Annotated in this window: 22 protein-coding genes; 8 read left to right on the top strand and 14 right to left on the bottom strand. The window is 60.4% G+C overall.

What is annotated here, in order from left to right; translation table 11 throughout:
- Nucleotides 1-283: 283 nt before the first annotated feature.
- Nucleotides 284-823: a gamma carbonic anhydrase family protein gene (locus G5287_RS19685; RefSeq protein ID WP_164536713.1), complete on the top strand. Its 540-nt coding sequence runs from the start codon at nucleotides 284-286 to the stop codon at nucleotides 821-823.
- An 88-nt stretch (nucleotides 824-911) separates the two neighbouring features.
- On the opposite strand, the gene polA is transcribed toward G5287_RS19685, so the two are convergent.
- A complete protein-coding gene (gene polA / locus G5287_RS19680) occupies nucleotides 912-3,677 on the bottom strand; it encodes a DNA polymerase I (RefSeq protein WP_304520348.1) in 2,766 nt (921 codons plus the stop codon).
- A 400-nt stretch (nucleotides 3,678-4,077) separates the two neighbouring features.
- Between polA and elbB the strand changes: the two genes are divergently transcribed.
- The gene (elbB, locus tag G5287_RS19675; RefSeq protein ID WP_227341734.1) at nucleotides 4,078-4,728 is read left to right on the top strand and encodes an isoprenoid biosynthesis glyoxalase ElbB; all 651 of its coding nucleotides are present in this window, start codon (nucleotides 4,078-4,080) and stop codon (nucleotides 4,726-4,728) included.
- A gap of 77 nt (nucleotides 4,729-4,805) precedes the next feature.
- On the opposite strand, the gene G5287_RS19670 is transcribed toward elbB, so the two are convergent.
- From G5287_RS19670 to G5287_RS19655, 4 genes are all read right to left on the bottom strand, one after another.
- Nucleotides 4,806-5,015: a cell division protein ZapB gene (locus G5287_RS19670; protein WP_005342050.1), complete on the bottom strand. Its 210-nt coding sequence runs from the start codon at nucleotides 5,013-5,015 to the stop codon at nucleotides 4,806-4,808.
- 246 nt (nucleotides 5,016-5,261) lie between these two features.
- Entirely contained in the window at nucleotides 5,262-6,542 is a 1,281-nt protein-coding gene (locus tag G5287_RS19665; RefSeq protein ID WP_421207252.1) for a hypothetical protein, read from the bottom strand.
- Nucleotides 6,543-6,562: 20 nt separating this feature from the next.
- Entirely contained in the window at nucleotides 6,563-7,342 is a 780-nt protein-coding gene (cysE, locus tag G5287_RS19660) for a serine O-acetyltransferase (RefSeq protein ID WP_005339552.1), read from the bottom strand.
- Between the two features lie 8 nt (nucleotides 7,343-7,350).
- A complete protein-coding gene (locus tag G5287_RS19655) occupies nucleotides 7,351-8,262 on the bottom strand; it encodes a cation diffusion facilitator family transporter (protein ID WP_227341732.1) in 912 nt (303 codons plus the stop codon).
- Between the two features lie 85 nt (nucleotides 8,263-8,347).
- Between G5287_RS19655 and G5287_RS19650 the strand changes: the two genes are divergently transcribed.
- The 3 genes from G5287_RS19650 to trmL all read left to right on the top strand — a co-directional run bounded on the left by G5287_RS19650 (nucleotide 8,348) and on the right by trmL (nucleotide 10,934).
- The gene (locus tag G5287_RS19650; protein ID WP_227341731.1) at nucleotides 8,348-9,043 is read left to right on the top strand and encodes a response regulator; all 696 of its coding nucleotides are present in this window, start codon (nucleotides 8,348-8,350) and stop codon (nucleotides 9,041-9,043) included.
- On the top strand, nucleotides 9,025-10,395 hold the full coding sequence (locus G5287_RS19645; RefSeq protein WP_408082979.1) for an ATP-binding protein: 1,371 nt from the start codon (nucleotides 9,025-9,027) through the stop codon (nucleotides 10,393-10,395). Before G5287_RS19650 ends, G5287_RS19645 begins: the two co-directional genes overlap by 19 nt.
- A gap of 74 nt (nucleotides 10,396-10,469) precedes the next feature.
- Nucleotides 10,470-10,934, top strand: coding sequence for a tRNA (uridine(34)/cytosine(34)/5-carboxymethylaminomethyluridine(34)-2'-O)-methyltransferase TrmL (trmL, locus tag G5287_RS19640; protein ID WP_005339545.1), 465 nt, complete (start codon nucleotides 10,470-10,472; stop codon nucleotides 10,932-10,934).
- A gap of 13 nt (nucleotides 10,935-10,947) precedes the next feature.
- Here trmL and dinF read toward each other — a convergent pair whose 3' ends face one another.
- From dinF to lexA, 4 genes are all read right to left on the bottom strand, one after another.
- Complete coding sequence (dinF, locus tag G5287_RS19635) at nucleotides 10,948-12,309, bottom strand: MATE family efflux transporter DinF (protein WP_227341730.1); 1,362 nt, start codon at nucleotides 12,307-12,309, stop codon at nucleotides 10,948-10,950.
- 2 nt (nucleotides 12,310-12,311) lie between these two features.
- Nucleotides 12,312-12,938, bottom strand: coding sequence for an SCO family protein (locus tag G5287_RS19630; protein ID WP_158114375.1), 627 nt, complete (start codon nucleotides 12,936-12,938; stop codon nucleotides 12,312-12,314).
- Between the two features lie 210 nt (nucleotides 12,939-13,148).
- Entirely contained in the window at nucleotides 13,149-13,364 is a 216-nt protein-coding gene (locus G5287_RS19625; protein ID WP_019446524.1) for a hypothetical protein, read from the bottom strand.
- Nucleotides 13,365-13,848: 484 nt separating this feature from the next.
- Complete coding sequence (lexA, locus tag G5287_RS19620; protein ID WP_139433841.1) at nucleotides 13,849-14,472, bottom strand: transcriptional repressor LexA; 624 nt, start codon at nucleotides 14,470-14,472, stop codon at nucleotides 13,849-13,851.
- Nucleotides 14,473-14,676: 204 nt separating this feature from the next.
- Here lexA and plsB point away from each other — a divergent pair, with 204 nt between their 5' ends.
- On the top strand, nucleotides 14,677-17,100 hold the full coding sequence (gene plsB / locus G5287_RS19615; RefSeq protein WP_019446525.1) for a glycerol-3-phosphate 1-O-acyltransferase PlsB: 2,424 nt from the start codon (nucleotides 14,677-14,679) through the stop codon (nucleotides 17,098-17,100).
- Nucleotides 17,101-17,169: 69 nt separating this feature from the next.
- Here plsB and ubiA read toward each other — a convergent pair whose 3' ends face one another.
- Nucleotides 17,170-18,039, bottom strand: a complete 870-nt coding sequence (ubiA, locus tag G5287_RS19610) for a 4-hydroxybenzoate octaprenyltransferase (protein ID WP_005339536.1) — start codon at nucleotides 18,037-18,039, stop codon at nucleotides 17,170-17,172.
- Complete coding sequence (locus G5287_RS19605; RefSeq protein ID WP_005339534.1) at nucleotides 18,036-18,572, bottom strand: chorismate--pyruvate lyase family protein; 537 nt, start codon at nucleotides 18,570-18,572, stop codon at nucleotides 18,036-18,038. Before G5287_RS19605 ends, ubiA begins: the two co-directional genes overlap by 4 nt.
- A gap of 145 nt (nucleotides 18,573-18,717) precedes the next feature.
- Between G5287_RS19605 and G5287_RS19600 the strand changes: the two genes are divergently transcribed.
- Both G5287_RS19600 and G5287_RS19595 read left to right on the top strand, forming a co-directional pair.
- Nucleotides 18,718-19,158 carry a flagellar basal body-associated FliL family protein gene (locus tag G5287_RS19600; protein ID WP_216952370.1) on the top strand — a complete coding sequence of 147 codons (441 nt, stop codon included), beginning with the start codon at nucleotides 18,718-18,720 and terminating at the stop codon, nucleotides 19,156-19,158.
- A 112-nt stretch (nucleotides 19,159-19,270) separates the two neighbouring features.
- Nucleotides 19,271-19,435, top strand: coding sequence for a hypothetical protein (locus G5287_RS19595; RefSeq protein ID WP_098971330.1), 165 nt, complete (start codon nucleotides 19,271-19,273; stop codon nucleotides 19,433-19,435).
- A gap of 18 nt (nucleotides 19,436-19,453) precedes the next feature.
- Here the strand turns inward: G5287_RS19595 and G5287_RS19590 are convergent, their stop codons facing one another.
- The 3 genes from G5287_RS19590 to G5287_RS19580 form a co-directional block, all read right to left on the bottom strand.
- On the bottom strand, nucleotides 19,454-19,786 hold the full coding sequence (locus G5287_RS19590; protein WP_216952374.1) for a DUF2799 domain-containing protein: 333 nt from the start codon (nucleotides 19,784-19,786) through the stop codon (nucleotides 19,454-19,456).
- A gap of 137 nt (nucleotides 19,787-19,923) precedes the next feature.
- Nucleotides 19,924-20,061, bottom strand: coding sequence for a hypothetical protein (locus tag G5287_RS19585; protein ID WP_216952376.1), 138 nt, complete (start codon nucleotides 20,059-20,061; stop codon nucleotides 19,924-19,926).
- A 74-nt stretch (nucleotides 20,062-20,135) separates the two neighbouring features.
- Nucleotides 20,136-21,116 (bottom strand): MDR family oxidoreductase, encoded by a 981-nt coding sequence (locus G5287_RS19580; protein ID WP_227341729.1) that lies wholly within the window; start codon nucleotides 21,114-21,116, stop codon nucleotides 20,136-20,138.
- Nucleotides 21,117-21,129 lie beyond the last annotated feature (13 nt).

The following is a 21,129-nucleotide window of genomic DNA, read 5'->3' as shown; positions in this document are numbered from 1 at the left end:
TGTGTTGCTGCGGGAGTGGAATTCTACTCAACCGCCTTCTCGAGTCAAGCCTTATTTTCAAAGGCTTTTCGAGGTTATCGACGAGGTTGTTTGCGTTGCCGCTTGCCCTGTCGATGGAGGCGCATTATAGGGAACAGATTCTTTCTGGCAACCCCTCTCCTGCAATAAAATTGCAAAAAACTGCACTTTTTTAGTTATTCATCTCCAACCACAGCTTTTATACAAACTTATCCACAGAAATGAGTTCCAGGTTGCTAGAATGGCCGAAAACAAGGAGGCCAAGATGGACTTGCGACTGAGACCTTACAAGGAAAAACGCCCACAACTGGGCAAACGGGTGTATGTAGACCCCTGCGCAACACTGGTGGGCGATATCGAGTTGGCCGATGATGCCAGCATCTGGCCCATGGTGGCGGCGCGGGGGGATGTGAACCATATCCGCATCGGCGCCCGCAGCAATATTCAGGACGGCACTGTGCTGCACCTGACTCGCAAGAGCGCCAGCAACCCGACCGGCTATCCGCTGCTGATCGGTGAGGATGTCACGGTCGGCCATAAGGCGATGCTGCACGGCTGCACCATCGGCAACCGGGTGCTGGTCGGCATGGGTGCCATTCTGCTTGATGGCGTCGTGGTTGAAGATGATGTGATGATCGGCGCAGGTTCGCTGGTGCCACCGGGCAAGCGACTCGAATCAGGCTTTCTATATATAGGTAATCCCGTCAAACAGGCTCGCCCGCTCAAGCCCGCCGAGATCGCCTTCCTCAAGACCTCGGCGGACAACTATGTCCTGCTCAAGGATGAGTATCTGCAAGAGACCTGATAGGGCTGGCAGAAACAGGAAGCCCGGCATGATGCCGGGCTTCGCTTCTTATATAGCTATATAGCCGTGCAGAACGGCTGACCGGAAATCAGTGGGCCTGATCCCAGTTGTCACCGGTACCCGCTTCAACCAGCAGCGGCACATGCAGTTCGGCTGCGGCCGACATCTTCTCCTTGATGATGGCGGTGTACTCCTCCAGCTTCTCTTCGCGGATCTCGAACACCAGTTCATCGTGTACCTGCATCAGCATGCGGATCGACTCATCCTCGATACCGCGGATCCAGCTATCCACGTTGATCATGGCGCGCTTGATGATATCGGCGGCCGTGCCCTGCATCGGGGCGTTGATGGCGGCCCGCTCGGCTGCCTTGCGCAGACCGGCGTTGCGGGACTTAATATCCGGCAGATAGAGGCGACGACCAAACAGGGTCTCGACATACCCCTGGGCTTCCGCCTGCTGACGAGTACGCTCCATATACTCCAGCACACCCGGGTAGCGCTCGAAGTAGAGATCCATGTACTTCTGCGCTTCGGCACGACCGATCCCCAGCTGCTTGGCCAAACCGAAGGCGCTCATGCCGTAGATAAGGCCGAAGTTGATCGCCTTGGCGCTGCGGCGCATGTCGGTGGTGACCGCATCGAGCGCCACGCCGAACACCTCGGCGGCAGTCGCCTTGTGGATGTCCTTGCCCTCGGCAAAGGCGGTCAGCAGCCCCTTGTCACCGGAAAGGTGCGCCATGATGCGCAGCTCGATCTGGGAGTAGTCCGCCGCCACCAGCTTGTAACCGGCGCTCGGGATGAAGGCCTGACGGATCCGGCGCCCCTGCTCGTTGCGCACCGGGATGTTCTGCAGGTTGGGATCAGATGATGACAAACGGCCCGTAGCCGCTACCGCCTGATGATAGGAGGTGTGTACCCGCCCGGTTTGCGCCTTGATCATCAGCGGCAACTTGTCGGTGTAGGTGGACTTGAGCTTGGCCAGCCCACGATGCTCCATCAGCAGTTGCGGCAGCTCGTAGGTCTCCGCCAGCTCGGCCAGCACCTCTTCTGCGGTGGACGGTGCCCCCTTCGGAGTCTTTTTGATGATCGGCAGGCCCAGCTTGGTGAAGAGGATCTCCCCAAGCTGCTTGGGTGAGGAGAGGTTGAACTCCTGCCCGGCCAGCTCGTGAGCCTGCTTCTCCAGCTCCGCCAACCGCAGCTCGATCTCCTGGCTCTGCTGGTGCAGCAACTTGGGATCGATAGTGGTGCCGAGCAACTCCATCCGCGCCAGCACTGGCAGCAGGGGCAGTTCGATCTCGCTGAATACCCTGGCGAGACCCGGCACGGCCTCCAGCTGACCCCACAGGGTCTGGTGCAGACGCAGGGTGATATCGGCATCTTCCGCCGCATAGGGGGCGGCCTGCTCCAGCTCGATCTGGTTGAAGGTGAGCTGTTTCACCCCTTTGCCCGCGATATCTTCAAAGGAGGTGGTCTCGACCCCGAGGTAACGCTTGGCCAGCGAATCCATATCGTGGCGACTGGCGGTGGAGTTGAGCACATAGGATTCGAGCATGGTGTCGTAGGCAATGCCCTGCAGGTCGATGTCATGGTTGAGCAGCACGTTGCGATCGTACTTGAGGTTCTGCCCCACCTTGAGACGGGTCGGATCTTCCAGCAGCGGCTTGAGCTTGCCCAACACCACGGCCTCGCTCAGCTGTACCGGTGCCCCCAGATAGTCGTGGCCAAACGGCACATAAGCAGCCTTGCCCGGCTCAACCGCGAAGGAGACACCGACGATCCGCGCCTCCATATAGTCGAGACTGGTGGTTTCGGTATCGAAGGCAAACAGCGGTGCCGCTTTCAGCTGCTCCAGCCAGCCGTCAAACTCGGCTTCATCCAGAATGCAGCGGTAGTCGGTTTCGATGGCGGCAACCGGAGCGGTGTTGTCATCGCCAGCCTCGTCTTGTCCGGCGCTCTCGCTGCCCTCTTCACCACCGGATTCCAGCTCCTTGATCAGGTTGCGCAGCTCGTATTCGCGATAGACCGCCAGCAGGGACTCCTTGTCGACCGGCTTGAGCAGCAGCTCTTCCAGACTCTGTTCCAGTTCGACGTCAGTCTTGATGGTCGCCAGTCGATAGGAGAGACGAACCTGCTCCTCCTGCTCGCGGAACTTGTCGGCGAACGCCTTGGAGCCTCGGAAGCCGAGGGCGGCAACCTTGTCGAGGTTGGCGGCGATCTCGTCGATGCTGCCAATCCCCTGCAGCAGAGCCAGTGCGGTCTTCTCGCCGACACCGGTCATGCCGGGAATGTTGTCGACCTTGTCACCCATCAGGGCCAGGTAGTCGATGATGAGCTCGGGCGGCACGCCGAACTTCTCGATCACCCCTTCCCGATCGGTCTTCACATCTTTCATGGTGTCGATCAGGGTGACATGGTCGGAGACCAGCTGTGCCATATCCTTGTCACCGGTGCTGATCAGGACCGGCAGCTGCTTCTCGGTCGCCTGGCGGGCCAGGGTGCCGATCACGTCGTCGGCCTCCACCCCCTCCACCATCAGGAAGGGGAAACCCATCGCCTTGATCATCTGGTGGATCGGGGCAACCTGGCTGCGCAGATCGTCCGGCATGCTGGCGCGGGTCGCCTTGTACTCGGGATAGATGTCATCGCGGAAGGTCTTGCCCTTGGCATCAAACACCACGGCCACATGACAGTCAGGATATTGCTTGCGCAGGCTGCGCATCATGTTGGCCATGACACGGACGGCGCCGCTCGGCAAACCGGTCGATGTGCGCAGATCGGCCTGCTGGGAGGCGAAGAAGGCGCGGTAAAGATAAGAGGAGCCGTCGACCAGAATAAGGGGGTTGCTAGGGGCCATGAAATCGTCCTGCCAGAGATAAACAGCCGCTAGGATGCCACAGGGCCCCCCTCACACCAAGGGGCGCAGCAACAGCACACAGCGCCTGATAAAGGGACTCAATCTGTGGATAACTCTGTGTTCAAAAATGGGGCGCATCAGAGCGCACAGTGATAAAACTGTGCATAAGAATATAAAAAGCCATTAAAAACAATGCGTTGAGATCGTAAAAACCGATCATGAGACAGTTAGAATGATCTCGATCAATGTGGAAAAAGATTTAAGGGAGTAGGTACGGCAGGATCCAAAACGAAACAATCCTAGCACAGCAAGATGACTTGACCAGCGGAGGGCGAGCGATAACCATACAAAAGTACAACAATCCATCCTGGCTCACATTTTCAACAACGAGGAGTTTGCCATGAAAAAAGTGGCCGTGATTTTGAGTGGCTGCGGTGTCTTTGACGGAGCCGAAATCCATGAGGCCGTCATCAGCCTGCTGGCGCTGGCCCGTCAGGGAGCCGCCGTCCAGTGCTTCGCCCCGAACGTGGCGCAGCTCCATGTCATCAACCACCTGACCGGTGAAGTGAGCAAGGGAGAGAGCCGCAACGTGTTGGTCGAAGCGGCCCGCATCTGCCGTGGCCAGATCAAGGATGTGGCCGAGCTGGATGCGGTAGATTATGACGCCCTGCTGGTGCCCGGCGGCTTTGGCGCTGCCAAAAACCTGTGCGACTTCGCAATCAGGGGCGCCGAATGCCAGATCCAGCCCGATGTGCTGAAAGCGTGCCAGAGCTTTGCCAAAGCCAATAAACCGGCCGCCTATATCTGCATCGCGCCCGCCATGATCCCGCTGATATATGGTGCTGGAACGCTGGCGACCATCGGCCATGACGAGGGTACCGCCAACGCCATCGAGGAGATGGGTGGCAGCCATCTCAACTGCCCGGTCAACGAGTTTGTGGTGGATCAGGAGCGCAAGGTGATCTCCACCCCCGCCTACATGCTGGCCAACAACATAGTCGAAGCCGCGGACGGCATCGAGAAGACAGTCAAACAACTGCTGGCGCTGTAATTCCCATCCCGCCAAAACAAAAATAGACGGGCCGCTCATAGAGCGGCCCGTTTTCAATTCTGCCTGAAGGCGATGAATTAGATGGTTTCGCCCATCTGATCCATTTTACCCAGCAGGGCACGCAGACGCTCCTGCCATGCAGCGTGCTCGTTACGCAGCTGATGGTTCTCGTCTTGCAGCTTGCTGTTCTGTTCTTTCAGCTCGTCCAGCTCCATCTTCAGCAGGGAGATGTTGTCGACAGCGGATTGTACTTTGGATTCGAGTTGCTCAAGGACTTCTAGTGACATATGCATACCTGTTTGTTCAATTGCGATGCCCCACAGAGGGCGATTCAAGCGCGTGAAGCCAGCATACCCCGAGCGCATCGGCACAAACAAGCCAGTGCGCTGTAAAATGCGCCTTCCATAGATGTATTGTCTAAATATGCGTCTATTTTTCTCGCATCCTGCGCCCGAGCCGCGACAACACACTGAACCGTGCGTAAAAGACCCCGCCGCCCGCGCATCATTTGCACCCTCTCGACGGAATCGCCGTTATCCATGCAAGGCGATATAAGCCCCCAGCAACAGACAGGCGACCACATACATCAGCAGGCCGTAGAGCAGGTTCCAGCGCAGGATCAGCCCGGCACTGAGGTTGTAGCGTGAGGCCAGCGCCAGATTGGAGCCGGAGAGCGGACTGGTGCCGGTGGCAAGCCCCCATCCCAGCAGGAAACACATGCCGAGCAGGCTGGGATCCGGCGCCAGCGGCCAGAGTAGCGGCGCCAGCCCGGAGATACTGATGAGCGGATGTACCCCGACGATGGCCACCAGCAGGATCAGCAGCAGAGTGAGGGATGCCTCCAGCCAGCCAAAGTGGTTGAACAGCGGCAGGCCGTGACCGGCACCGAAATCGATGACCGACAGCGCACTGTTGATGCCTGCCGCCAACAAACCGGCCCCCAGAAACAGCACCAGCTGACCGCCGATGGCGGGGAAACGCTCCACCACCTGCCGCTTGAGGGCCGCCTTGCGCCCGGCCCTCGGCATAAAGAGCAGCGCCAGCAGCGGGGCCACCAGTGCGATCACCGCCAGAATGCCGAGCTGGGGCCAGATCTGCTTGATGAGCAGTACCAGCAACGCCAGCGTGACCGGCAACCCCAGTGTCTGCAACCGCAGCGGATAACCGGCAAAGTCGGCCACTCCGATCCTCTCCACCTGCCAGGCAGTCAGCCCCATCGCCAGCAAGGCGGCGAGGATCCCGAGCGGCAGAATATGGGAGAGCTGCAAGCCCGGCGCATAGGTGAGCGCCACCGCCATGGCGACAAAGAAGGGTGACCAGAAGGCGGCGGCACAGAAAATCCGGCTCAGCACCATCACCTGACGCCGCTCCAGGGTGCCATTACGCTCCAGCCGATCGCCGATGATAAAGAGCACCGAGAGATTGATGACCGCCCCCAGCAGATTGAGGCTGGCCATGGTGCTCCACAGCCCCTTGCGCCCGGTCCAGGAGGTGGTGCCGGTCAGCAAGCCGGAAGTGGCAAGGTTGAGGGTGCTCACCGCGGCAAACATGGTGAGCATATTGATATTGGGCAGCAGCCAGTCACCGGCAATGAGGGTCGCGCCCTGCCACCAGGAGAAGATCAACAGCAGCAGGGCGGCACTATACAGGGCCAGCGCCTGCCGCCTGGCGGCCCCTACCAGCCAGGGCCAGGTGAGCAGTGACGCCCCCCAGGCTGCAATGGCCGCGGGCCAGGGGGAGAGACCCAGATAGAGATGAAGCAGGTTGAGCAGCCACATCCCCAAAATCAGATAACCCGACCAGCGTTTGGCCATCGACGCCTCCGGTCAGGAGATCAGAGACACTGATCCATATCCAGTGAAGGCTTGTCGCACTCCGGACGGCCGACGATCTTGGCGGGTACGCCAGCAACCGTGGTATGAGGTGGCACCGGGTTGATCACCACGCTGCCGGCGCCGATTTTGGCACCCACGCCCACTTCGATATTGCCGAGCACCTTGGCGCCCGCCCCTATCATCACCCCTTCGCGGATCTTGGGGTGGCGATCGCCGCTCTCCTTGCCGGTACCACCGAGGGTAACGCTCTGCAGGATGGAGACATCATCTTCAATCACCGCCGTCTCGCCGACCACTATGCCGGTGGCATGGTCAAACATGATGCCCTTGCCGATGCGGGCGGCCGGGTGCACATCCACCCCGAACACCACCGAGATCTGGTTCTGCAGATAAAGAGCCAGCGAGCGGCGCCCCTGACGCCACAGCCAGTTGGCGACCCGATACCCCTGCAGGGCATGGAACCCCTTGAGGTAGAGCAGCGGGGTGGAGAAGAGGTCGACCGCAGGATCGCGCTCCTGCACGGCGCAGATGTCGGCCGCCACTACCGTCAGCAGCTCGGGCTCGCTGCGCAGGGCCAGCTCGATCACCTCGCGCAGGGCGATGGCGGGCATGGTGGCGCTGTCGAGTTTGTTGGCCAGCTGGAAGCTCAGCGCCGAACGCAGATTCTTGTGATTGAGAATGGTGGAGTGGAAGAAGCTGGCCAGCATCGGCTCCTGGGCCGCCATGCACTCCGCTTCTTGCTGAATTTTGTGCCAAGTTTTGGCAACCAGTTCATCCATGTTGCAGCCTACTGTTGTTCTGGGTGAGGGCTCTGTTGTTCTTTTGTCAGCACCGAGATGGGGTCCATGTGGATGATGACATCCATCCGCTCGAATGCCTGGCGAACCGCCAGCTCGGCTTCATCGGCGATCTGATGGGCCTTGACCAGGGGGATCTGATCATCCAGTTCCAGATGCAACTGTACGAATCGGGTCGGCCCGGATTGACGGGTGCGCAGGTCATGTACGCCGTGTACCCCTTCGACGGCGCAGCAGAGGGCCATTATTCTCGCTTGTTCTTCCGCTGGCAACTGACGATCGAGCAGGGCCTGCACCGACTCGTAGCCGATATGTCCCGCCCCCCACAACAGGAACAACCCGATCAGGATGGCAAACAGGCCGTCAGCCCAGTACCACCCCTGCCCCGCCAGCACCAGCGCCAGCAAGACACCGGCGTTGAGCAGCAGATCGGAGCGGTAGTGCAACATGTCCGCCTTGATGGCCACGCTGTTGGTCTTGCGAATAACGAAACTCTGGAAACTGACCAGCAGCAGGGTCAGCACAATGGAACCGCCACTAACCCAGAGACCCGCCTCTAACCGTTCAATAGGTGCCTGTTTGAGCAGGGAGGAGATGCCGTGCATCACCAGCAGCAATGCGGAACCGGAGATAAAGGCCGACTGGATCAGCCCCGCCAGAGACTCCGCCTTGCCGTGACCGAAGCGGTGTTCATCATCGGCGGGGGCCAGCGCATAGCGAATGGCCAGCAGGTTGATGATGGAGGCACTCACATCCATGAAGGAGTCGGTGAGCGACGCCAGCAGGGTCGACGAGTCTGTCATCAGCCAGGCGATCAGCTTGCCGGTGATCAGCAAGGTTGCAGTGGTAACCGCCGCCATGCTGGCAAAGGTAACCCAACGGGAATATTGTTGATGGCTCAAAACCGGCTTTCCTCTGGCGATGAAAAACTTATTATACCCTGACCCCGGCGTCAGTTTGGCGCGAAAATCTGCGGAATAACACCCGATGAACAGAATACTCCTGGTCGACGACGATCTTGAATTGACCCAGCTGCTCACCGAAATTCTGACCCTGGAGGGATTTCAGGTCACGGTCGCCGAGGATGGTGAAGAGGGGCTGCAACGGCTGGCGGAGCAGAGCTTCGATCTGGTGTTGCTGGATGTGATGATGCCCAAGCTCAACGGCTTTGCCATGCTGACCAAGCTGCGCAAGACCCATGAAACCCCGGTGCTGATGTTGACCGCTCGTGGCGACAGCCAGGATCGGGTTAACGGTCTGGAAGCGGGTGCCGACGACTATCTGGCCAAGCCGTTCGACGATCGGGAGCTGCTGGCCCGGGTTCGCGCCATCCTGCGTCGTACCCAGAGTGCCCCGCCCCAGCGTGGCAGCTCCTCCGACGAAGTGCACTTCATGGATATCGTGCTGCAACCCGGCCTGCAGCAGGCCCGCTGCGGCGTACAACTGCTGGAGCTGACCGCCACCGAATTCGGGCTGCTGGAGTGCCTGCTGCGCAATCCCGGCCAGATTGTCAGCAAGAGCCACCTCTCCGAACAGGTGCTTGGCAAGAAGCTGGAGCCCTTCGATCGGGCCATCGACATGCACCTGAGCAACCTGCGCAAGAAGCTGCCGGACCGCAGTGATGGCCAGCCCCGCTTCAAAACCGTACGGGGGCGCGGTTACCTGTGGCTAGAGCAAGAATAAAGAGTACCAGCTCCCTCAACGGCATATCGACCCACATCTTCCTCTGGTTCTGGTTCATGCTGCTGGTGATGCTGGCCGCCGTGATCAGCCTGCCCACTCTGGATCCTCGCAACCAGATCCCGCTGCCGACCCATGAGGCGGTGCGAATGCAGAAAAATGTGCAGGCCCTGCTCAACGCTGCCGATCCGAATCAGGATTTCGATCTGGCCAAAACGATGGACAAGATCGCCATGCTCCCGGTGGACAATGTCTACCTGCGCGACGAGAGGGGGCAGATCCAGTCCACCACCCATCCGCGCAAGTTTGTGGTGCGCTTTATGGTGGACGCCGATGACCCGGCCAACCCCATGCTGGGCAACGAGGATCGCAAGGCGATCGCTGGTCCCTTCCTGATGGAGCACCGCGGCCATCGCTATCACGTCTATTTCGGCCTCAATGCCGAGAACCCCTACCTGTTCCTGTTCATACAGGTGCTGGATCACCCGATCCGCATTCTGGGCATATCAATGCTGGTCAGCACCCCGCTCTGCCTGCTGCTCGCCTGGCGGCTGACCCGCCCCATCCTGCAGTTGCAGAAGTCGGTCTCCCAACTGGCGGCTGGCAATCTGGAGGTACAGATCCCCAACCTGGGACGGGGCGACGAGATCGGTCAGCTGGCGGATAACGTCAGCCGCATGGTGGAGACACTCAAGAGCATGATCCAGAAGCAGAAACAGCTGCTTTCCGATATCTCCCACGAGCTGCGCAGCCCCCTCACCCGGATGCAACTGGCGCAGGCGCTGATCCGCCGCAAGCAGGGTGACAGCGCCGAGCTGGCGCGGATCGAATCGGAGATCGGACGGCTGGACAAGCTGATCGGCGATCTGCTGGATCTGTCGCGAGTGCAGCAGCATGTGGAGGCGCCGGTGGTACATCCGCTGGCCGACCTGCTGGAACCCATCCTCGAAGATGCCATGTTCGAAGCGAATCAGAGTGGCAAACAGCTCAGACTGCCGCCGCTGCCCGCAGAGTCGATCCAGATGTGGCCCGAGCTGCTGGCCCGGGCCGTGGAGAACCCCCTGCGCAACGCCCTCAAATATGCCCGCGAGTTCATCAAGGTGGACTGGTATCGGGAGGGACTGGAGTGGGTGATGACCATTCGGGATGACGGCCCAGGGGTGCCAGACGAGCAGCAGGCGCTGCTGTTCCAGCCCTTCTTCCGGGTCGATGACGCCCGCAACGCCAAGACTGGCGGCACCGGGCTGGGGCTGGCCATCGCCTCGGAGGCAATACAGCGCCACGGCGGCACCATTGCGGCCAGCAACAATCACCCCACCGGGCTGACCATCACCATCCGCTTGCCCATCGCCTGATCCTTTTCATCCGGACGGGCGCTGGGTATGCTGGCGCCCCTTCTTGGCTTTACACCTCTTTGCAGGAGCTCGTCATGCTCGATATCGTCCTCTACCAGCCGGAAATTCCGCCCAACACCGGCAATATCATCCGGCTCTGCGCCAATACCGGTTACCGGCTCCATCTGATCGAGCCGCTGGGATTTGAGTGGGATGACAAGCGGGTAAAGCGGGCGGGACTCGACTATCACGAGTTTGCCGAGGTGAAGCGCTGGCCGAGCTATGAGGCCTTTCTGGCCGCCGTGGCGCCCAAGCGGGTGTTTGCCTGCACCACCAAGGGGCGCACCGCGCACTCGGCAGCACAATATGCCCTTGGCGACGCCCTGCTGTTTGGCCCGGAGAGTCGCGGCCTGCCCATCGAGATCATCGAGAGTCTGCCATTCGAGCAGCGGCTGCGCATCCCTATGGTGCCCCAGAGCCGCAGCATGAACCTCTCCAACGCGGTGTCTGTCTTTGTCTACGAGAGCTGGCGCCAGCTCGGCTACGACGGTGCCATGTAAGCGCCACCGATGATCAGTGGCGGGCGTCGAGCAGATGCCCGCTGCGCTCCAGCCGCCAGCAAGTGACCCCCAGCGACAGACCGCGCCCCACCATCAGCGCCGCCATCGCCGCCCATAACGCGGCCACGCCCCACGACTGACAGAGCCACCAGATCGGGAAGAAGCCGCCAAACGCGGCCAGCAACATGCTGTTGCGCATCTCCCGCGCCCGGGTCGCCCCGATAAATACGCCATCCAGCAGGAAGCACCAGACCGCCAGCAAGGGCATGGCGATCAGCCAGGGAAGCTGACGATTTGCCTCCGCCACCACGGCCGGAATGTCGGTGATATAGCCGATAAGGTGGCTACCAAAGAGGGCAAACACCAGGGTAAAACCACTGGCAATGAGGGCGGCCCAGCCCAGATTGAGCACGATGGCCTCCCGCAGTTTCTGCCGATCCCGCTGACCGATGGCTCGTCCTACCATGGCCTCCACCGCATAGGCAAAACCATCGAGTCCGTAGGAGATAAGCATCAGGAAGTTGAGCAGCACCGCATTGGCGGCCACCGCCACATCCCCCAGTCGTGCCCCTTGCAGAGTCATGAAGGCGAAACAGAGCTGCAAACAGAGGGAGCGCAGAAAGATATCGCGGTTGAGGCCGAGCAACCGCACCATGGGCGCAAGCTGCCGCCAGCGCTGCCAGCCATCCTGCCACACCGTCGGCGCCAGTTGCCGCAGCTGACGGCGTACCAGCCAGATCCCGACCGCCAGCGCGCAGTAGTCCGCCATGACCGAGGCCGCCGCCACACCCCGCACCTGCCAGCCGAGCCCCAGCACAAACAGAGCATCGAGCGCCATATTGACCAGATTGGTGAGGATCAACATTACCATGGGGCTGCGGGCATCCTGCATCCCCAACAGCCAGCCCATGACCACCAGATTGCAGAGCGCCGCCGGGGCGCTCCAGATCCGCACCGCCACATATTGGCCCGCATAAAGCTGCACCTCGGGCGAGCCGCCACTCAGGGCGATCAGTCGTGGCAACAGGGGGAAGAGCAACAACAGCAGCGCCAGACCGAGAGCAATGGCCAGCCCCAGCGCCCGCAGCAGGGTATCGAGCTGGGCACGACCATCGGCGGCGCCGTGCGCCTGCGCCGTCAGGCCGGTGGTCGACATCCGCAAAAAGCCGAGCAGCCAGAAAATGAGGTTGATCAGGGTTGCACCGACCGAAACGCCCCCCAGAAACCAGGCCTGACCGAGATGACCGATCACCCAGGTGTCCACCAGCCCCAGCAAGGGGGTGGTGATATTGGAGAAAACCATGGGCAGTGCGAGCGCAAAGACGGCGCGGTGGCGAGAGGGATCTCGCCACCAGGGGGCAACAGCTGGGGTCACGCTCAGTGGCCTGCCAGCTTCAGAATGCGGGCGAAGTCAGAGAGCATGGTGGCCATCTGCACCCGGGGCACCTGACCCGGCGCCACCTGCGGGCGGAATACCGCCTGCAGCTTGCCCTTGGGATTGATGAGCACGATGGAGGCGGAGTGATCGATCAGGTAATCCTTCTCCCCCTGATTGGCGATGGAGTAGATCAGCCCCAGATTGCGCACGAACGGGAACAGCTTGTCGTGGGGGGCAGTGGCCGCCTTGAATTCGGGATTAAAGAAGGCGGTATAGGTCTTGAGACGGGGAATGTCGTCACGCTGGGGATCCGCCGAGATAAACACCACCTGACTGTCGGGCGCCATCTTCTTCAGCTGGTCATAGACGGAGCGCATATCTGCCAGGGTGGTGGGGCAGATATCGGGGCAGAAGGTGTAGCCGACGAACAGGAAAGTCCAGTGCCCCTTCAAGTTGGCAGGGGTGAACGGCTGGTTGTCCGCATCGGTAAAGACAAAATCGTTGATGTCCCGCCCCGCCGGATAGTAGTCGGCCTGTTCCGGCTGCTCTGGCTGCGTGGCGTAGAACACCAGGATCAGGCAGGCTGTCAGCAGCAGAAAGAGCAGGGGATAGCGGAGCTTCATCATAACAAGAGACCCTTTCAGTTCGAGGCAGATGGCCAGCAGTGACCGGACAAGAGAGGGGCATTGTACCCCAGCGAGCCGCCAAGGTGGTTCAACCTTGTGCAATGCCCTGTCAGGAGTCGACCATTTGGCATAATTAATCGCCAGTTGCGGCCATAAAAAAACCGGCCCCCTCGGGTGCCGGTTATGGATGGATTTGTTTGTCTCTTCTGCTCAGGGGCGAGCGTTACGCCCCTGCTGCAACATCTTGCCGATGGCCCGCACGCCGATGGGAATCACGGGGGCCAGCCAGCCCTCTTCCCCCTGGCGATCACCGTGACCACGCTTGAACAGCAACACCAGACGTACCACCTTCTCTTTCGGACATCCCAGCCAGAGCGTCCAGTGCGAACCACGATGGTGCAGCCAGAGACCGTAAAACCAGGTCATCCGGCTACCTTTGACGAAACGGGTGATTGACGATTCCGCTGGCGCAGCCCCAGCCTCTGAATCCCATGGCGATCTTGATGCCATACCAGTCCTCCTTGACCGACAGGTCATGTTGCTTCGTCGGCCTGAACTGGGAACAGGCCCGTCACGACTATCTGCAACCATTACGAGTGGTTCCCTTTGCCCGACAAGGCTCGGGATCTCCCCACTCCCCCTTCATATCCCGTGAAGGTGTACTGCCCTATTCTCGTTGTTACCGGCCCTTCCGTACCGATGCATTGTGATGGTCAGAGGGAGGTGCCAAGCCCTGTCTCGGCGACAGGGCACTGATCTGAGCATATATCTGAAATGGATGATTGGTAGCCGGTCGCGCAGGACAAAAATGCCGCCGCCGATGATCTGTTTGATATGACAGGGAAAGTGCGCCAGAAACAGCACGGCCTCCCGAAGGAGGCCGTGTGGCAAACGCAGTTGGCGGGGAGGATTACATCCAGTCGGCGTTGCGGATCACCCCGACCGCCAGCCCTTCGATGGTGAGCTGCTGGCAGGAGAGGTCCACCTCGATGGGGGAGAGCTCTTCATTTTCCGGTAGCAGCCATACCTGACTGCCCTTGCGCTGGAAGCGCTTGACGGTGACATCCTCATCGAGACGGGCCACTACCACCTGACCGTTGCGCACCTCCTGGGTCTTGTGCACCGCCAGCAGATCGCCATCCAGAATACCGATGTTCTTCATGCTCATCCCCTGCACCCGCAGCAGAAAATCTGCGCGCGGGTGGAACAGGGTAGGATCAACCTGATAGTGGCTCTCGATATGCTCCTGAGCCAGGATGGGTTCACCGGCAGCGACCTTGCCGATAAGCGGCAGGCCGCTCTCCTCCAGCACCTCTTCCTCTTCGAGCAACAGGCGAATGCCGCGGGACGTGCCCGGCATGATCTCGATGACCCCTTTTTTGGCCAGGGCCTTCAGATGTTCTTCGGCCGCATTGGCCGACTTGAAACCAAGCTTCTGGGCAATCTCGGCACGAGTCGGCGGCATACCGGTTTCGCTCATATTCACCTTGATCAGCTCCAGCACTTCGGCCTGGCGGGGGGTAAGGGGTTTCATAGAATTGGCACCTGTCTTTTTATACAGCACACTGGCAGTATATACAGTGCAGTGGCCAAGGCAAGGCGCAGCTGACATTTGTCGCGACCAACCCCTCATTTACTACTGTTTTGATCCTGCGCAGCCGACTCATCGTACCTCTCGGCGACAAGGGGCTGTCGATTTGCTATGCTCACGCCGCATTTTTTTGGAGAGCAGACGCACATGTCCCTAGGACAGAAGATTTCCAGAGCCATCTTGCAATGGCCGGTCAGCGGCTTGGTCAATCACAAGAGCCTGCCGGAAAATCCCATCACAGAACTCAATCTGGATCCGGCCAGACCCATCGTCTATGCCCTGAAAACCAGTTCGATCACCGACCTGATGACCCTGCAGCAGTGCTGCGAGGATCTCGGTCTGCCCGGTCCCTTCACGCCGCTGGAGCTCAACGGCCAGCTGCTGCCGCGCTATGTCTGTCTGGATCGTCCGCCTCCCCTGTTTGGCAAACGCAGCAAACCGCTCCCCTTCCTGCAGGAGTTCCACCAGCTGCTGGATCTGCACAAGCAGGATCCCGAGCTGGATATCCAGGTGGTGCCCGTCACCCTGTTCTGGGGCCGAGCTCCGGGTCGGGAAGGCGAGGAGGCCTCCGGCCTCAACATCATCAGCAGCCTGGCGCCGAACCGGCTGAAGAAGGCGCTCATCGTGATCCTCAAGGGTCGCGAGAATCTGGTGCGCTTCTCGCCGCCGCTCTCCCTGCGCTACATGGCGGACAAACACGGCACCGACGAGGCGATCGCCCACAAGCTGGCACGAGTGGCCCGTACCCACTTCAGCCGCCAGCAGCTGGCCGCTACCGGCCCGAAACTGCCGAACCGCAACCTGCTGTTCAAGCAGTTGCTCGACTCCGCGGTGATCCAGCAGGCGATTGAAGAGGAGGCCCAGCGCGAGGGGATCAGCCTCGAGAAGGCGCAAAAGCGCGCCCATGGCTACATGGACGAGATCGCCTCCAACTTCTCTTACCGGCTGATCCGCCTGGGCGAGAGCTTCCTTGGCTGGCTGTGGAACAAGCTCTACCGCGGCTTGTCGGTCAATGGCGCCGAGAAGGTACGCCAGCTGGCGCAGGAAGGGCACGAGATCGTCTACGTCCCCTGCCACCGCAGCCACATGGACTACCTGCTGCTCTCCTACGTCATCTACCACCAGGGGATGGTGCCGCCCCATATCGCGGCAGGCATCAACCTCAACTTCTGGCCGGCGGGCCCCATCTTCCGCCACGGCGGCGCCTTCTTCATTCGCCGCACCTTCAAGGGCAACCCGCTCTACAGCACGGTATTCCGGGAATACCTCAACCTGCTGTTTGCCAAGGGTTACTCGGTAGAGTTCTTCACCGAAGGCGGTCGCTCCCGTACCGGCCGTCTGCTGCCGCCCAAGACCGGCATGCTGGCGATGACCCTGCAGGCGATGATGCGCGGGCTGGACAGGCCGGTCACTCTGGTGCCGGTCTATCTGGGTTACGAGCACGTGATGGAGGTGAACACCTACCACAACGAGCTCAAGGGGAGTCGCAAGGAGAAAGAGAGCTTCCTGCAGGTGCTCGGCATCCTGCGCAAGCTGCGCAACTACGGCCGTGGCTTCGTCAACTTCGGCGAGCCGCTGACTCTCAACAGCTACCTGAGCGAACACATCCCCGACTGGAAAAAGCACATCGGGGAAGAGGAGCGTCCGGAGTGGATGGCGGGCACCGTCAACAATCTGGCCGAACTGCTGATGACCCGCATCAACGGCGCTGCCGCGGTCAACGGCCTGACCCTGAGCGCGCTGGCGCTGCTGGCCGCCGAGCGCCACGCCCTGACCCGCGACGAGTTGCAGGCCCAGCTCAACACCTATCTGGATCTGCTCAAAGCGGTGCCCTACAGCCCGCAGAGCACCATTCCGGATGAGGATGCCAAGACCCTGCTGGATCAGGCGATGGAGCTCAACAAGTTCGAAGTGAGCGAGGACAAGCTGGGGCAGATCATCAGTCTCGACCGCTATCAGGCGATCCTGCTGACCTACTACCGCAACAACATTCTCCACCTGTTCGCCATGCCCTCTCTGGTGGCGGCATTGATCGAACGGTGCGAGGGGATCTCCCGCAGCGAGATCATGGCCCGCTGCATCGACATCTATCCGCTGCTCAAGACCGAGCTGTTCCTGCGTTATGAAGAGGAGGAGTTACCAGCGCTGGTCGACAGCCTGCTCGACGCGCTGCAAACCCAGCAACTGATCGAGACCCGCGATGACGGCTACTGGGTCAATCCGGCCAACCAGATGCGCCTGCTGCTGCTGGCGGAGAGTATTCAGGAGACCCTGCAACGCTACGCCATCGTGCTGACCCGGGTACTGGCCCAGCCTCATATCGAAGCGGAGCAGCTGGAGGCGGACGGCCTGATGATGGCAGAGCGCCTCGGCACCCTGCACGGCATCAACGCCCCCGAGTTCTTCGACCAGAAGCTGTTCAGCACCCTGATCCACACCTTGCGCAAAGAGGGTTACCTCTCCCCAGAGTGCAAGCCGGATCTCGGCCGCTTCCAGGCGCTGGCCGACAATATAGTGCCGCTGCTGAGCAACAAGATCCGCCGCACCATTCAGGCAGGCAATCAGCTCTGATCTGCAACGCAAACAAAGAAGGCCGCATCATGCGGCCTTCTTTTTTATCGGAGTCTGCGCGGGAACATGTCACGCCAGCAGGTAATCGAGCACCAGACCGGCAAACACCAGCGCCCCCACATAGTTGTTGTTGAGAAACGCCTGGAAGCAGGCTTCCCGCTGCCGCTCGCGAATGAGCCGCTGCTGATAGACAAACAGCACCGCCGCCCCCAGCAATCCCCAGTAATACCAGCCCCCCAGCGTCATCAGCTGCCCGACCGCCAGCAACAGCAGCAGCGTCGAGAGTTGCAGTGCGCCGATGATCCGCTTGTCGTAACGACCAAACAGGATGGCGCTGGATTTGAGGCCGATCTTGAGGTCGTCATCCCGATCCACCATGGCGTACTGGGTGTCGTAAGCCACCGTCCAGAGCAGGTTGGCGAAAAAGAGCAGCCAGGCCACCAGCGGCAGAGCATCCGCCTGCGCCGCATAGGCCATCGGGATCGACCAGGAGAAGGCCATCCCGAGCACCAGCTGAGGGTTCGAGATAAAGCGCTTCATAAAGGGGTAGCTCACCGCCAGCAGCAGGGCGACAAACGACAGACCGATGGTGAGCGGATTCATGGTCAGCACCAGACCAAAGGAGATAAGCGCCAGCACGAAGAAGAGCGCCAGCACCTCCCACGGCTTGACTCTACCCGTAGGCAAGGGGCGACCAGCGGTGCGTTTGACGTGGCCATCGAAGTTGCGATCCGCATAGTCGTTGATGACGCACCCTGCCGAGCGCATCAGAAAGACCCCGACCACAAAAACGGTCAGCACCCAGAGATTGGGCAGGCCACCAGCGGCCAGCCAGAGCGCCCACAGGGTTGGCCACAGCAGCAGCAGAGTACCTATGGGTTTGTCGACGCGGGCCAACTGCATGTAGGCAAGTCCCCGCTCCTTGGTTAACAGGTTCACTCCAGCTCCTTGTCACAGACGAGAGAGGGCAGAAACAGCTCGTGCACCAGCAGTGGCCACTGCCCCAGAAACAGACGGGAACGACGCCCCCAGACAGTGGCGGCCGGGCAACGAGGATTGGCGGCAATATCGAAACGGGCCAGCTGCAGGTGATCACGGCGGGCAGGCTCATGGCCAAATACCCGCTCACCCAGCGGCTGCTCGCCAAGCTCGGCAATGCCGCTCCCTTGCAATGCGTCATCGGCAAACAGGGTCCAGCCCAGCACGGCGGGCCCACGATCCCCGTGCAGGATCACCTCGCGGCAGGTACCGGCCGGCGAGGCCGAATCCACCAGCCACTGCTCATCGGCAGTAAGGGCGACCGGGTGATTGCCCAGCCACTCCACCGAAAAGTGGCGATTGTGCTGACGCAGCCGCCGGGTCATGGAGCCGGGCTCCAGCAGCCAAGGGCGCAGGCTGGCGGGCAATTCGCAACATTCGGGGGCCAGCCACCCGCTTAACGGCGTGAGGGGAACAGTCAACTCGGACTTCACAGCTTCACCATCCAGAGATTTCCGTGTTCAGGTTAAAATCCGGTTTATTATCCGTAAATCAATAGCGAAATGTAAGAACATCCGTGCTTGACGGCCCCGATGGCAACATCAAAAATGGGTTATCTCTTGCTGATGAGCCATCTATATGAAGATCTTCAAAATTCTGCTGGTGTTGTTACTGAGCTGTGGTGCGCTGCATGTACAAGCCTCATCCGAAGAAGAGCCGCCCGCAGAGGGAGAAGAAGCAGCCGCAGCCGCCAAGCCGGGCTTTTCCTACCACGCGCTCGACCCCGACATCATCACCAACTACCTGAGCAACGGCAAAACCCTCGGTTATGTCCGAGTCACGGTGGAGCTAATGGCGGAAAACGAAGCCGACCTCAAGCTGCTGGAGCAGCATGACCCGCTGATCCGAGATACCATCATTCGTTTGATGGGCAGCAAGAGCGCCGAGCAGATCAAATCCCTGGTCAGCCGTGAAGAGTTGCGCAAGGAGTGCGAAACCAAGGTCAACGAACTGCTGGTGAAAGAGACCGGCAAGAAAGCGGTGCGCGAGCTCATCTTCACCAAGTTCCTTTACCAGTAATCCCTCCCGAAACAATCGCTTATTGGCATAACGGCCAATAAGCGAGCTTTACCGATTCACTCGAAATGAAAATCGATTACAATACGGCCGTCGAGTCTTAGAGGTAGTCGTTATGGGCAGCAAGACCCTGTGTGAGTGGCGTCGCCACGAGATCCCCACTGATCTCAAAGCGTTGCGCAAAATTGTTCGCAAGCCGAAATTCGTCTGCGGCAAGTGCGCCCGCAGCGCCAATGACAAGGGTTACCTCTGCCAGCCACTCCGCTTGAAAGAGGAGTAACCCCTCACGGTCAGTGCACTATTGATCGGTCCAACCCTGTCGTCCCTGCTCGAACAATCTGCGCGCCTGGGTATCGTTCGGGCAGACACCGCGATACTCCTCGCCTGAGCGGCCAGCCAGATAGAGATGCTCGGGGCGGCAATACCATGCCAATCCCTTCTGATGTCCCTGCTTCCACAGCTCGGTATCCACCTTCTTGCCACACTGGCCCTGATGGAACTCAACCCGTTCGGTGGTGAAGCCCAGCTTGCCGTCAGCCTCCCCCACTTCGCTCCACACCTTCTCGCAAGGGTCATCGTTGGAGACACAGCCCCCCAGCAGGGCCGCCAGCAATATGATGGAAAGTCGCATAGTCATCCTTGAGTGTCGTTTGAGCTGTTCATTCTTGACCAGCCAGGGGATGACCACAAGCAACTTGCATCCACCCTGTGAGCGCACCAAAAAAATCAGGCGGGCACAATGCCCGCCTGTTCATTCAATGCTATGGATCACGGGTTGTTGAAGGGGTCATCGAAGGGATCATCGTCCTGCCAGCCTTCTTCTTCCCACTGATCCAGCTCTTCTTCCCAGGAATCCGGCTCCCAATCATCATCAGAGGAGTCGTAATCCGGCTTGTGTCCACCCATCTTCACTCTCCTTGGATAGTTCACCCGCACTCCAATTTTATCCGGAATTGTCGGGCTCGCCAGTCAGAGGGAGTTCAAAGTTTGACCAAGGTGCGGCCGGCGATCTGGCCTTGCGTGATGGCCTCGGCGGCCTCCACTACCTGCTCCAGCCCAATCTCGGTGACCGCCTGTTCAAAGAAGCTGGCAGGCAGATCCCGTGCCAGTCGCTGCCACGCCAGTTGGCGACGTTCAAACGGGCACATCACCGAATCGACCCCCTGCAACCGCACATTACGCAGGATAAAGGGCATCACACTGGTCGGCAGATCGAAACCGCCCGCCAACCCACAGGCCGCCACGGCGCCGCCATAGTTCATCTGGGCCAGCAGCTTGGCCAGCACCTGACTGCCGACGGTATCGATGGCACCGGCCCAAAGCTGCTTCTCCAGCGGTTTGGCAGGCACCAGCAGCTCGCTGCGCGGCACGATGCGGCTGGCACCCAGCGCAGTGAGCATGGCGTCCTGCTCTTCGGGACGACCGGTCAGCGCCGCCACCTGATAGCCAAGGGCCGCCAGCAGGGCAACCGAGGTGGAGCCCACACCGCCTGCCGCACCGGTGACCAGCACCTCGCCACTTGCGGGAGTAATACCCGCCTCTTCCAGTGCCAGCACGCAGAGCATGGCGGTGAGACCGGCGGTACCGATGCACATGGCCTGCCGTTCATCCAGCCCGGCGGGCAACGGCACCAGCCAGTCCCCTTTGACCCGCGCCTGTTCGGCCATGCCGCCCCAGTGGCCTTCACCCACGCCCCAACCGGTCAGCACCACCTTGTCGCCGGTCTGATAGCGGCTGTCGGCAGATTCGAGCACGGTACCGGCGAAGTCGATACCGGGCACCAGCGGCCACTGGCGCACGATCTTGCCCTTGCCGGTGATAGCCAGCCCATCCTTGTAGTTGATCGAGCTGTAAGCGACCGCCACCCGCACTTCACCTTCCGGCAACTGGCTCTCGGCCAGCCGGGTCAGAGTCGGTACAGTCTTGCCGTCTTGGTTTTCCAGTAACAGAGCCTTGAACATGGTTGCCTCTTTG

The organism is Aeromonas sp. 603079 (genome assembly GCF_049172135.1).
In the GTDB taxonomy this organism is placed as follows: Bacteria; Pseudomonadota; Gammaproteobacteria; order Enterobacterales; family Aeromonadaceae; genus Aeromonas; species Aeromonas veronii.
Note: the sequence above shows the minus strand (reverse complement) of the source record. Positions and strands in the feature narration are given on the sequence as shown.

Coding starts and splice junctions, on each gene's coding strand:
- lexA (WP_139433841.1), bottom strand. CDS start 14,472: ATGAAACCCCTTACCCCCCGCCAGGCCGAAGTGCTGGAGCTGATCAAG.
- plsB (WP_019446525.1), top strand. CDS start 14,677: ATGTCCCTAGGACAGAAGATTTCCAGAGCCATCTTGCAATGGCCGGTC.
- G5287_RS19580 (WP_227341729.1), bottom strand. CDS start 21,116: ATGTTCAAGGCTCTGTTACTGGAAAACCAAGACGGCAAGACTGTACCG.
- G5287_RS19670 (WP_005342050.1), bottom strand. CDS start 5,015: ATGTCACTAGAAGTCCTTGAGCAACTCGAATCCAAAGTACAATCCGCT.
- G5287_RS19600 (WP_216952370.1), top strand. CDS start 18,718: ATGAAGATCTTCAAAATTCTGCTGGTGTTGTTACTGAGCTGTGGTGCG.
- G5287_RS19585 (WP_216952376.1), bottom strand. CDS start 20,061: ATGGGTGGACACAAGCCGGATTACGACTCCTCTGATGATGATTGGGAG.
- G5287_RS19630 (WP_158114375.1), bottom strand. CDS start 12,938: ATGATGAAGCTCCGCTATCCCCTGCTCTTTCTGCTGCTGACAGCCTGC.
- G5287_RS19685 (WP_164536713.1), top strand. CDS start 284: ATGGACTTGCGACTGAGACCTTACAAGGAAAAACGCCCACAACTGGGC.
- trmL (WP_005339545.1), top strand. CDS start 10,470: ATGCTCGATATCGTCCTCTACCAGCCGGAAATTCCGCCCAACACCGGC.
- G5287_RS19625 (WP_019446524.1), bottom strand. CDS start 13,364: ATGACCTGGTTTTACGGTCTCTGGCTGCACCATCGTGGTTCGCACTGG.
- G5287_RS19595 (WP_098971330.1), top strand. CDS start 19,271: ATGGGCAGCAAGACCCTGTGTGAGTGGCGTCGCCACGAGATCCCCACT.
- G5287_RS19650 (WP_227341731.1), top strand. CDS start 8,348: ATGAACAGAATACTCCTGGTCGACGACGATCTTGAATTGACCCAGCTG.
- G5287_RS19665 (WP_421207252.1), bottom strand. CDS start 6,542: ATGGCCAAACGCTGGTCGGGTTATCTGATTTTGGGGATGTGGCTGCTC.
- G5287_RS19590 (WP_216952374.1), bottom strand. CDS start 19,786: ATGCGACTTTCCATCATATTGCTGGCGGCCCTGCTGGGGGGCTGTGTC.
- elbB (WP_227341734.1), top strand. CDS start 4,078: ATGAAAAAAGTGGCCGTGATTTTGAGTGGCTGCGGTGTCTTTGACGGA.
- cysE (WP_005339552.1), bottom strand. CDS start 7,342: ATGGATGAACTGGTTGCCAAAACTTGGCACAAAATTCAGCAAGAAGCG.
- polA (WP_304520348.1), bottom strand. CDS start 3,677: ATGGCCCCTAGCAACCCCCTTATTCTGGTCGACGGCTCCTCTTATCTT.